The sequence below is a fragment of the Pantoea cypripedii genome, assembly GCF_002095535.1.
In the GTDB taxonomy this organism is placed as follows: domain Bacteria; phylum Pseudomonadota; class Gammaproteobacteria; order Enterobacterales; family Enterobacteriaceae; genus Pantoea; species Pantoea cypripedii.
This window is the reverse complement of record NZ_MLJI01000001.1, coordinates 2,046,671-2,058,408: the sequence shown is the minus strand read 5'-3', so window position 1 is coordinate 2,058,408 and position 11,738 is coordinate 2,046,671. Positions and strand designations below refer to the sequence as shown.

Genomic DNA, 11,738 nt, shown 5'->3' with positions numbered 1-11,738 from the left:
AGCGGCACGATTTATCGTGCAATTCCGTGCAGGATGCCGGAAAGACCCGCGCGATAAATCGCGCCGCTACAGGCCACATCTGACCGTAGCGGCGTGATTTATCACGCGTTTTTCCCCGGCACCGTGCGCCACTCAGTTAAACGTCACCATCGTGACCCAGTTGGCATCGCCTCCCGCTGGTGCGCTGCCCACCTTTTTCAGCACCCCGCTATGCGGATTGATGGCATAGCTGCCGGTGACGTCGCTTTTCTCCCCACTGGCAACCAGCCATTTACCATCCTGTGAAATGGCAATGCCGCGCGGCTGTTTCTCCACCGGCCAGCTGCCAATCAGCGTCAGTTTGCCGTCATCTTTATTGACACGATAACCCGTAACCGTGCTGCTGGTACGTTCTGTCACATACAAAAAATGACCATTAGGCGTGATGCGGATATCCGCTGACCAGATACGCGGGGTGGGATCGTTATAATTTGCCGGACGTTCGCGCCCATGTTGCAACTGATATTTCGCCGCGACCGCATTGGGCCATTCGGCGACTTTATCCAGTGCGCCGTTTGGCTGCCGCTTAAATTGCGTAATCACACCGCCCATTTCACCGACGTTATACAAATAACGGTTATCAGGCGACATCACCGAGTGGCGCGGACCATTCTCAGCGGCGGTCGCCACATAGCCGTTGCCAATCGGCGTCAGGCTGCCGTCCGGGGTTAAATTCAGTTGCAGTACCCGATCGACGCCGAGGTTGCCGACATAGACCGAATGTCCGGTGGCATCGGTGATCACCGAATGGGCCACATGGCCGGTTTTATACGCCGCCACCGGCGGTGCTTCTACTTTGCCATCCTTCGCCAGCCGATAAACATGCACCACATCGCCATCGTAGGATGCACCTAACAGGAAACGCCCACGATTATCGACGCTGATATAAGGATAACTGGCCGCTGCCGCCACTTCGGTTGCCTGTGTCAGGTCACCGCTGTGCGCATCAATCGTCCAGCTCACCAGCCGCAGTGGCTGGCTGCGAATCGCAGCATATAAACGGTGATGATCGGGGCTGAGCGCCATCGGCATCACTTTACCGCCCGCCGATGTCTGGCCCAGTAAGGTCAGCGCCCCGGTTTTATCATTCAGGGCATAGCGGGCAATGTTGCCATCACTGGCCTCGGACACATAGACGAAGGTTTGCGCCATCAGCGAGCCGCTGAAGGCCAGGGCAGAAAGTAACGCCAGACGCATAGCAATTTTCATTATTTTTCTCCACAGGGTCAGGGTGGGTGCAGCGTATCCGGCGCAAATCAGGGCGTTAAGGTGTGAATGCCCGAGACAATTTGGGCATTTGTACAGAGGGCTCTGGCTTTCAGTGGGTTAGCCGATGGCAGCAGAAAAAGTTTAATGCGGGATTGTGCGCTGGCTCACTGGTGCCGCAGGAAAGCGCGCATGCGCAGGCTCCCGCGTCACGTGGCTGGGAAAGGTTATGGTGTGATTATTTGTAAAAGAGTCCAATCTCATTATTATGATTCAGCATACAAACATCCCGACCATGCTGTTTGCCGTAATACATCGCTTTATCTGCAAGCTCGATAATACTCTCCAGTGTTCCCCCTTCTTTAACCAGAGCAACACCCGATGTCACCGTGATATTGATTGCGCTATTTTCATAAAAAAATGTTTCGTTGCGAATTTTCACCATCAGTCTTGCGATGATTTTTTTGATATCATCAAGACGCTGACTTTCCACCAGAATAACAAATTCTTCACCGCCATAACGATAACATCTCTCGTATTTCCTCATGTTTGCCACCAGCAAATTAGCCAGACCTTTAAGCACTGCATCGCCGCCATTGTGACCATAACCATCATTGACGGTTTTAAAATGATCGACATCCAGGATAATCAGATACAGATCTTTGTCGTTCCGCGTACATCGCTCCTGCAAACGTGGAAAATCACTGTACAACTTGCTACGTATCGGTAATTCGGTAAGCGCATCGTAGGCACTGCGGCTTGCCAACAGGCGCGACTTGTAAGTATCTACGGCATCAAGGAAGTTTTTCTGTTTATGGAAGTATTCTTTGAGCTGTGGGTGGGTAAAGGCATTGATTTTGATAGCGGCGATAATGTCCCTGACCGATTGATGCATTTTTTTATGCGAATCTGAAATGCGTAATAAATCATTCTCATTGAAATCATATTTAATTAACACCGCATCAACCCATTTACCAAAATCACAATGTTCGTGTGAATGTTCTCCTTCTAAGGTTCTGTCAAAGTTGCCACCGAATAAACTAATTTCGAGCAATTTGTTTGACCATTCATAGTGATTTTTTATGGCTTGATTTAAATTTGCAATATCAACATCGATATCGTAGATAGTTCTTTGCATTATTCCTCCAGGATTTTTAAAACTATGGATAAGCTTACAAAAATAACATTATAGATTTTATAGTTTTTTGTAAAAAAGAATCATCCTGAAGACTATTTTGTTTTTTATGATCCAGGCACGGTGATATGATGCAAGATATTGTTTTATCAACAACCAGGAAAATAAAATATTAATCGGGTGTTTTATTTGTCTTTAATATTCGCCAGATGTTAAATACCCACATCAAATATGAGTAAAGAAATGTCCGCGATACATCGTGCCGTTACAGATTTCGTGCGTCCATCACTTGCCGGATAAACTCCGTCAACGCCTTTAAGGCAGGCGGTACTAAACGGTGACCAGGATAGTACAGACACAACGCACCGAGATTGACCTGCCACTCCGGCATCAACTGAATCACCCTGCCCGCCAGCACATCCGCCGCGATATGCCGTTCTGACATACAGGCAATGCCCAATCCCCCCACCACCGCTTTCTGCGCCGAAGCCAGATCGTTGACGGTGAGCAGCGGCTCCACCTGCACCTTGTAGCTTTGTTGCTGATGGCTCAATTCCCAGCGGTAAATGCTGCCGTCGGCCATACGCATACAGATGCAGCGATGCTCATGCAAATCTTCAGGTTGCTGCGGCGTACCCGCATGGGAAAGATAATCGGGCGATGCCACCAGGATCATGCGCAACGGCGGCGTTAGCTTCACCGGGATCATATCGGCCGGGATATCATCTGCCAGACGGATGCCGGCATCAAAGCCCGCGGCAATAATATCCACCTTATCCTTCTGGCTGTGAATATCCGCGCGAATACGCGGGTAACGAGCGAGAAACGGCAGCAAAATTTCGTCATACCAGAGTGCGCAACTTTCTGGTGGCACATTGATGCGCAGCGACCCGGCAGGATCGGCGGGCAGGCTGGCGATCTCCGCAGACGCGCTGCGGATCAGCTCGACCGCAGGTGCAACCTTCACCATAAAGCGCTGTCCGGCCTCGGTTAACCCGACGCTGCGCGTGGTGCGGTTAAACAGCCGCACACCCAGCCGCTTTTCCAGCCCGGCGACGGCATTGGTGACGGCAGACGGGGAGATTTCCAGCTCACTGGCTGCGCCGCTAAAACTGCCGCGCCGCGCCACTGTCAGCATGATTTCAAGTTCACTGATACCGGTTCGATTCATCAATTATTCCGTTAAACGCAATACCCTTTGCAGGGTCAGGCGGATTATAGCGACATCGCGTGCGTGCTACTTTCCTTGCACCACAGCCTTACAGGAGAACAGCCCATGCGCTCAATCGAACATATCTACATTAATGGCCGCTTTGTCACCCCGGCAGGCACCGAGAGGATGGATATTATCAGACCCTCTGACGGCAGTGTTATCGGCACCGCCCGGCTGGCTAATGAAAGCGATGCATTGCACGCCATCGCAGCGGCCAAAGCCGCCTTCCCGGCATTTAGCCAATATAGCGTCGCGCAACGGCTGGCGCTGCTGGAAACGATGTTTCACGCCATGCAGCAATGTGAAGCAGAGCTGCATGAGGCGGTGCGCGAAGAATATGGTGCGCCGTCCTCACGTTCGCAATGGATGGCAACCTATCCTGCGGATGTCATCAGACAGGTGATGACAGAACTGCAAACGTATTCCTTTCAGCAACAGGCAGGACGCGCCAGCGTGCAGATGCTGCCACTCGGGGTGGCCGCGCTGATCACCCCGTGGAACAGCAACGCTGGCTTTATCTGCCATAAGCTGGCCACGGCGATCGCCGCCGGTTGTACCACGGTGATCAAACCGAGTGAATTTAGCGTACTGCAAACCGACGTTGTTACCCGAGCGCTGGATCGTGCCGGATTACCGCCCGGTGTATTTAACATCGTCACCGGTCGTGGTGCCACGGTGGGTCATGCCCTCAGTACCAGCCCGGATGTGGCGAAAATCTCCTTTACCGGTTCCACCGCCACCGGTCAAACCATTCTGCGCAGCGCCGCCGACAGCTTTAAACGCGTGACGCTGGAACTGGGAGGTAAATCCCCCACCGTGATTTTGCCCGATGCCGATGCCACACGCGCTGCCGAACTTGCGGTGCAGGCCGGTTTTATCAATAGCGGACAAGCCTGCATTGCCGGGACGCGTATCCTGGTGCCAGAACAACGTAAAGCCGAGTTTGAGCAGGCTCTGACCGCCGCCGTGCAGCGCCAGCGTTCTGGCGATCCGGCGGATGCCAGCACCACCATCGGCCCGATGATTAACCAGCAGCAATGGGAACGCGTGCAACGTTACATTGAACTGGGTACACAACGGGGCGCGCGTCTGCTGGCCGGAGGCGTCGGCCGACCGGAGCCGCTGACCCACGGCTGGTATGTCAAACCGACATTATTTACTGATGTCAGCAATGATATGCGCATCGCCCAGGAAGAAATCTTTGGCCCGGTACTCAGCCTGTTAACGTATCGGGATGAACAGGAGGCTATCGCCATCGCGAACGATACCCGGTATGGACTCTCGGCATTGGTGATCGGCGAAGATGAAAGCCGGGCGCGCCAGATTGGTGAGCAGATTCTGGCTGGCAGAGTGATGATTAATACCCTGGCACATGAACCGCGCGCGCCCTTTGGCGGGTTCCGCAGTTCGGGCATCGGACGGGAAATGGGCCAATGGGGCATCACCGCGTTTCTGGAACCACGCGCGTTAACCTTCGCGCCTTAGCGCAATAAATTGCGCCGCTACGCGAGCGGCGCTGTTTTACGCTTTAGCTTCCTGCAACAGCTGCTGGATCACCTTCTCCTGCCCGGCGTAATCGCCTTCACCAAACGCGGTGTAACGCAGCTGGCCGTGGGCATCGAAAATATAATGGGCGGGCCAGTACCTATTGCCGAAGCGATTCCAGATGCTGTAGTTGTTATCCGCCACCACCGGGTATGGCAGCCCCCATTGTTTGATCGCCCGGGCGACCGCCGCCGGATCCCGCTCCCACGGATATTCCGGGGTATGCACGCCGATCACCGTCAGGCCATCCGCCTGGTATTTCTTCGCCCAGTCACGGACATGCGGCAACGTATGCTGGCAGTTGATGCAGTCATAGGTCCAGAAATCAATCAGCACCACTTTGCCCTTGAGATCTGCCCGACTGAGCGGCGCGCTATTGAACCAGTCGGTGCCACCTTCCAGGCCCGGCATAGCACTTTGCGTCTGTTCCACCACCGGCACCGGGGTAATTTTTGGCGAACTGGTCGGCAGAAAGTGGCTCAGCCGCTGCTCAAGATTCTGCGCCAGCGCCGGTGCCGCCTGCAACGCCCCCTGCCGGCCGCTGGCCAGCAGCACCACCGACGCCAGCATCAATACCCCGGCCCCCTGACGCCAGCGCGTCATCATTGCCAGCCCAGGACGCAGACGGGTGAGCAATTCATGTCCGGCATACCACAACACCCCCAGCATCAACGCACATCCGGCACCGTAGGCCGCCAGCAGCAAACCAACCGAGAAAGCATGCTGGCCGGTTATCGCCAGGCTGAGGATCGCCCCGAGTACCGGCCCTGCGCAGGGTGACCACAGCATACCGATCGCCATCCCGGCCAGCAGTGCCGCCGCCAGGCCGGTGCGCTGGTTGCTGGCATTATTGATACGGTTGCCGAGCAGCATAAAAGGCGTGGTGATAAATTGCGCCGCCCGTGTGGACAGCAGCGTGATGGCGGTTAGCGCCAGGAACAACAGGGCCAGCCAGCGCCCTGCGGCCGTCACCTGGGTCACCCAGCTACTTGCCACCGAAATCAGCAGGGAAACAACGGTGAATACCAGCACCATACCCGCCAGCAACGCGGCCATTTGCCCTCGTTTGCCGCGCACGCTGGCAAAAACAAACGGGATGACCGGCAATGTGCAGGGACTCAGTAACGTCAGCATCCCCGCCAGAAACGCGATAATTAACGACATAGGTCACCTCCAGAGAAGTTATTGGGCATTGACGCCATCAACGGCACGGGTAATCACCTGAGCGACCGTGGTCGGGTGGCTCAGCATTGAGGTATGGCTGGCCGCCACGCTGCTAACACTGGCGTGGATGTGCTGCGCCATCGCCCGTTCCAGGTCGGGGTTAATCATCCGATCTTGCGTGCTGACCAGATACCAGCTCGGTTTTTGCGTCCAGGCGGCGTGGCTGACTTTGTCGCCAAAGGCCGCAGCGCGAATCGGCCCCTGGGTCACGGTGAGGAGTTTTTGCTGGCTGGCGGGCGAATCCTGGGCGAAATCCTGCGCCACCGTTGGCGCAGGCAGGTAAAGGAAACCGTCCGGCGTTTTGGCAATAGCGGCACTGCCTGGCGGGGATGGGTAGCTTCCGGCCAGATCGCCGGTCGATTGTCCGACGGACGGTGCGAAAGCAGCGACATACACCAGGCCCTTCACGCGTGGATTATTACCGGCTTCAGTGATGACGGTGCCGCCCCACGAGTGGCCCACCAGCACCACATTGCCCGGCGCGCGGTCGATGGCGCGCTGGGTGGCGGCAACATCATCCTGTAAGGAGGTCAGTGGCAGTTGAACCGCAATAACTTTGATGTGGTGAGATTGCAGCAGCGGAATCACCCGATTCCAGCTGCTGCCATCCGCGAAGGCACCATGCACCAGCACCACGGTGTTAACCGCGGGATTTTCCTGCGCGGCGAGAGAGGCAAAAGAAGCGGTAAGCGTGACAGCGGCAAGGGCACTAAACAGAAACTTTTTCATCGGAAACCTCGTGAATGTGATGGAGTGAAATCAACCACTGCGTTATCTGGCAGTGCGCTTATTTAACCCAGCTGATGTGTTCACGACGTTTCCGCCATCCCCCCTTTTTGTCTCAGTAAATATCCCAGGGCGGTGTTGATACATAAGGCTACAAAAGGGGGACTTTTTTACTCACGCAACAGGATCTGCACATCAAGCCCACCCTGCGCCCGGTTACTTAACGTCAGGCTACCGGCCATCTGGCTGACCAGCTGCGCAGCGATAGCCAGCCCCAGGCCGGTCCCCCCGGTATGGCGATTACGTGAATTCTCGACGCGATAGAAAGGTTCCAGCACCGCGTCCAGCTCCGCTTCCGGGATACCTGGCCCGTTATCACGCACGTGGATCGCCATGCTGCCATCCGCGCCGTTCAGCAATAACACCTCGGCCTGATGACCAAATTTCAGCGCATTATCAATCAGGTTGGTCATGATGCGCCGTAGCGCCTGCTGGCGAACATTGAAGTTATCTTTGCCGCTACAGGGCAAAAAGGTCACGGCTTTGCCGACATCCTGATAATCACAGGCGATGCTATCAAGGAACGCATTGAGGCTTACCCGCTGTGGCGTTTCATCCGGTATCTGTGCCGATCGCGCATAATCGATGCCTTCGCGTACCAGGCGGCTCATATTATCTAAATCGCCCAGCAGCTTATCGCGCAGTTCCGGCTGTTCCGACATTTCTACCCGTAGCTTCATACGGGTAATCGGGGTTTGCAGATCATGGGAAATGGCGGCCAGAATCTGCGCCCTTTCCTTCAGATGATCCTGGATGCGCAGCTGCATGGCGTTAAAGGCGCGTGCCGCCTGCTGCACCTCGGCCGGACCGCTTTCCGGCATGATACTGGCACGGGTCGGTTTCAGCCCTTCCACCGCCTCGGTGAAGCGCATAAAAGGACGCACCACCTGGCGCACGGCGATCCAGGCGCAGAATGCCAGCAGCACCAGTTGAGCAAACAACACCACCGGCAACCAGCGAGCAATGGCGGGCATGCGCGGCCACAGATCCAGCGTCAGCGGTGCGCCATCGTGCAGGGTGATATGGGCCTGAATATGTAACTTCGGGCCGGGGATATTGCTGAAGGTTAAGGGATAGTGCCCACCGAGCGTCTCCTGTAGCGAACGGATGGCATCGCGCGCACGCCAGCTGTCCGGCCAGGGGCCAGCCTGACCCGGTGAAAGTTCATAGCGATAGTTACCGCGCGCCAGTTTTGCCAGCCAGCCCGGTCGTTCTGCGGGTGAGAGATGATCGAGAATCGCTACGCTGGTGGCGACATCATACTCAAGGTTGCCGAGCATCACGGTTTTGGCGCTGCTCATGCGCTCAATCATCAGGCTGACCACCGTCATCCCGTTCGCCAGCACCAGTCCCAGCAGGACAATCAGCACCAGCCGGGACAGCAGCGAACGCGGCCACAGCCTCATAGATTCACCTCTTTGATCATCACCGGGCACGCCAGTACATAACCTTCGCTGCGTACCGTTTTGATGTAGGCGGGTTCGCGCGCATCTTCACGTAAACGCTGACGCAGGCGGCTGACCAGCAAATCAATGGAGCGCTCGAACAACTCGGCCTCACGTCCCTGCGTCAGATTCAGTAGCTGGTCACGGGTTAATACCCGCTGGGGGTGATCGAGAAACACGCGCAACAGGCGATATTCTGCCCCGCTCAGCGCCACAATCACCCCTTCGTTATCCAGCAGATGACGCGCCGAGGTATCCAGCTGCCAGTCACCAAATGCAATCAGGCGACCGGTCTCGGTGATTTGCAGATTCGGTGGCAAAGCACGGGTGCGGCGCAGAATCGCTTTGATCCGCGCCAGCAGTTCACGGGCGACAAAGGGTTTGACCAGATAATCATCCGCGCCCATTTCCAGCCCAAGAATGCGATCGCTGTCTTCACTGCGCGCGGTCAGCATCAGAATCGGCAGATTACGCTGCGGGTCGCTACGTAGCTGACGACATAAGGTCAGGCCATCGTCGCCGGGCATCATAATGTCCAGCACCACCAGATCAATCGCATTGGCCGCCAGCAGCGCGCGCATTTCCCGGCCATTGGCAGCGCCGGTGGCGCGATAGCCGGATTTGATCAGATAGTCGGTGACCAGTTCGCGGATATCCCGGTCATCATCAACAACCAGGATGTGATCAATATGCTCCAAAACAACCCCCTGTCATCAGTCAGCTTAAAAGGATGAATGCAAAAAAGACCGGTACAAAATACCGGTCCGAAAACAAATTATTACCACAAAATCACATCTTTGCGGCATCAACCACCGCTTTGACAAAATCCTGCGGATCTTCTGCCGGTGGATTGTGTCCGATATTGCCGCTAAAGGTGCGATGTTCATATTTGCCGCTGAATTTGGCCCGATACGCCGCCGGAGCCGGATGGGGCGCACCGTTGTTATCCCCTTCGATGGTAATGGTCGGCACGCTGATCACCGGCAGAGTGGCCAGTTTTTTCTCATACGCCGCATATTGCGGTTCGCCTTTCTCCTGCCCGATACGCCAGCGGTAGTTGCTGACGGTGACGGCCACCTGGTCCGGATTATCCAGCGCCTGAGCGCTCTGGTTAAAGGTGGCATCGCTGAATTTCCAGCCTGGGGACGCCTGCTGCCAGATTAATTTGGCGAAATCATGGGTATTTTTCGCATAACCTTCACGGCCACGTTCAGTGGCGAAATAGAACTGATACCACCATTGCAGCTCGGCCTGCGGGGGCAGCGGTTTTTCACCAATCTGCTGGCTGCTGATCAAATAACCGCTAACGGAAACCAGGGATTTGACCCGCTCCGGCCACAGTGCCGCCACGATATCCGCGGTACGTGCGCCCCAGTCAAAACCGGCAAACACCGCCTGTTTAATGCCCAGCGCATCCATCAGCGCCACGGTATCGGCAGCCAGCGCTGAGGGTTGTCCATTACGCGGCGTGCTGGCGGAGAGAAAACGGGTGGAACCATAACCGCGCAGATACGGCACGATCACGCGATAACCACGCGCCGCCAGTTGTGGCGCGACGCTGGCGTAGCTGTTGATGTCGTAAGGCCAGCCGTGCAGCAGAATCACCGGCTGTCCATCGCGCGGACCGATATCGACATAGCCGACGTTCAGCACCCCAGCTTTCACCTGATGGATGGTGTGAAACGCCTGCGCATAATCGGCTTCGGTCGGGGTTGCCGCAGCGGCATGGGTGGCAGCAAACAGCGCAGTCGCGGTGATCAATGTAGCCAGCAAGGGTTTACGAAACATGGCGGTATCTCCAGAAATTTGATTGATGAGTGACAACGCCTACATAACACCATGCCGATGTATTGGGGTTGTTTCTGACAACCCGGTTTTTTGCCTCGCGATGTATTGGTGAGCGACGCAGATACAGTGCGATACAAAGCGCCTTCACAACTTTCCAAAATTTTCCCTTCGAACTGTGCGCGCGATCTCCTATCGCGGCAATATTATGAGATATATCTATTAACACGATATATCTAAATTTATTACAACAGCGCTACCCTTGGTTTAATCTGAAAGAGAGAACATACCCATGCCACAGATCGACGAGTTGGTTCTGGAGCCACCTTTCAACGTGACGCGTGCCAGTCATGTTGTCCTGAACGTTCGCGACCTTGCGGTCAGCAAACAGTTCTATACCGATCTCATCGGGTTGGTGGTCAGTGACGAGGATGATTCCAGCGTGTATCTGCGCGGTCTGGAAGAACGCGGCCATCACAGCCTGGTATTAAAAAAATCGCCGGATGTTCACTGTGCTCGCATCGGCATGCGGGTGCGCAGCGATGACGATATCTACAAAGCGGAAGAATATTTTGCCTTACAGGGCCGGGAAACCGCCGTGGTGGAGCGACCTTATCAGGGCCTGACCCTGCATGTCAGTGACAATGTTGGCGTACCGCTGGAGTTTTGCGCGTCCATGGCACCCTGTGAGCGGATGCTGAAACAGTATCAGCATTACCGTGGTGCCAGCGCCCAGCGTCTCGATCATTACCAGCTCCAGACCAGCGATGTGCGCCAGGCCTGGTCGTTCTATCAACCGCTGGGTTTTCGCGTCAGTGAATATACCTGGTCTCAGGTTGAGCAGGATCAGCATCTGTGGGGCGTCTGGCTGCAACGCAAGGGGAATCCGCACGATATCGTCTTTACCCAGGGGCCGGGGCCGCGTCTGCATCATTTTGCCTACACCCTGCCAGATACCAACGACATGATCCGCGCCTGCGATGTGGCCGGAGCGCTGGGTTACGCGCCACAGCTCGAACGCGGCCCGGGCCGCCACGGTATCAGTGGCGCGTTGTTTGTCTACTTCCGCGATCCGGATGGACATCGTATCGAGCTGTTTAATACCCATTACCAGCATATCGATATCGAACCGGCCCTCGGCTGGAACCTGGCCGATCCCAAACGCGCCGATCAGTGGGGATTACCGGCGCAAAACAAATGGTTCACCGAAGCGACGCCTTTCGCCCATGTCCCGGTTATTCAGCCGGAAATCCCCGTCGATCCGCCCACGCTGGAGCGCTTTCTCGCCCTTGCCAATGATGGTTAGGCGTACCGGCCATCCCCGGTAAACCCTGAGCACGTTATGAAATCAGCCATTGGG

Annotated in this window: 10 protein-coding genes; 2 read left to right on the top strand and 8 right to left on the bottom strand. The window is 55.8% G+C overall.

The genetic code is table 11. The features are described 5' to 3' along the window. Nucleotides 1-132 precede the first annotated feature (132 nt). The 3 genes from HA50_RS09595 to HA50_RS09585 all read right to left on the bottom strand — a co-directional run bounded on the left by HA50_RS09595 (nt 133) and on the right by HA50_RS09585 (nt 3,551). Entirely contained in the window at nt 133-1,248 is a 1,116-nt protein-coding gene (locus HA50_RS09595) for a lactonase family protein (RefSeq protein WP_084874679.1), read from the bottom strand. A 235-nt stretch (nt 1,249-1,483) separates the two neighbouring features. After that, nucleotides 1,484-2,383 (bottom strand): diguanylate cyclase, encoded by a 900-nt coding sequence (locus HA50_RS09590; RefSeq protein ID WP_084874677.1) that lies wholly within the window; start codon nt 2,381-2,383, stop codon nt 1,484-1,486. Nucleotides 2,384-2,645: 262 nt separating this feature from the next. After that, nucleotides 2,646-3,551: a LysR substrate-binding domain-containing protein gene (locus tag HA50_RS09585; RefSeq protein ID WP_084874674.1), complete on the bottom strand. Its 906-nt coding sequence runs from the start codon at nt 3,549-3,551 to the stop codon at nt 2,646-2,648. A gap of 105 nt (nt 3,552-3,656) precedes the next feature. On the opposite strand from HA50_RS09585, the gene HA50_RS09580 reads away from it, so the two are divergent. Then, on the top strand, nt 3,657-5,078 hold the full coding sequence (locus tag HA50_RS09580) for an aldehyde dehydrogenase family protein (protein WP_084874672.1): 1,422 nt from the start codon (nt 3,657-3,659) through the stop codon (nt 5,076-5,078). Nucleotides 5,079-5,114: 36 nt separating this feature from the next. On the opposite strand, the gene HA50_RS09575 is transcribed toward HA50_RS09580, so the two are convergent. From HA50_RS09575 to HA50_RS09555, 5 genes are all read right to left on the bottom strand, one after another. Continuing rightward, nucleotides 5,115-6,302, bottom strand: coding sequence for a cytochrome c biogenesis protein DipZ (locus HA50_RS09575; protein WP_084874669.1), 1,188 nt, complete (start codon nt 6,300-6,302; stop codon nt 5,115-5,117). 18 nt (nt 6,303-6,320) lie between these two features. Further along, nucleotides 6,321-7,091, bottom strand: coding sequence for an alpha/beta fold hydrolase (locus HA50_RS09570; RefSeq protein ID WP_084874666.1), 771 nt, complete (start codon nt 7,089-7,091; stop codon nt 6,321-6,323). Nucleotides 7,092-7,258: 167 nt separating this feature from the next. After that, nucleotides 7,259-8,554 (bottom strand): ATP-binding protein, encoded by a 1,296-nt coding sequence (locus tag HA50_RS09565; RefSeq protein WP_084874664.1) that lies wholly within the window; start codon nt 8,552-8,554, stop codon nt 7,259-7,261. Further along, entirely contained in the window at nt 8,551-9,291 is a 741-nt protein-coding gene (locus HA50_RS09560) for a response regulator (protein WP_084874662.1), read from the bottom strand. The genes HA50_RS09565 and HA50_RS09560 overlap by 4 nt, the downstream gene beginning before the upstream one ends. 91 nt (nt 9,292-9,382) lie before the next feature. Further along, complete coding sequence (locus HA50_RS09555) at nt 9,383-10,381, bottom strand: alpha/beta fold hydrolase (protein ID WP_084874659.1); 999 nt, start codon at nt 10,379-10,381, stop codon at nt 9,383-9,385. 289 nt (nt 10,382-10,670) lie between these two features. Here HA50_RS09555 and hpaD point away from each other — a divergent pair, with 289 nt between their 5' ends. Then, the gene (gene hpaD, locus HA50_RS09550; protein ID WP_084874657.1) at nt 10,671-11,684 is read left to right on the top strand and encodes a 3,4-dihydroxyphenylacetate 2,3-dioxygenase; all 1,014 of its coding nucleotides are present in this window, start codon (nt 10,671-10,673) and stop codon (nt 11,682-11,684) included. The last annotated feature ends 54 nt before the right edge of the window (nt 11,685-11,738 follow it).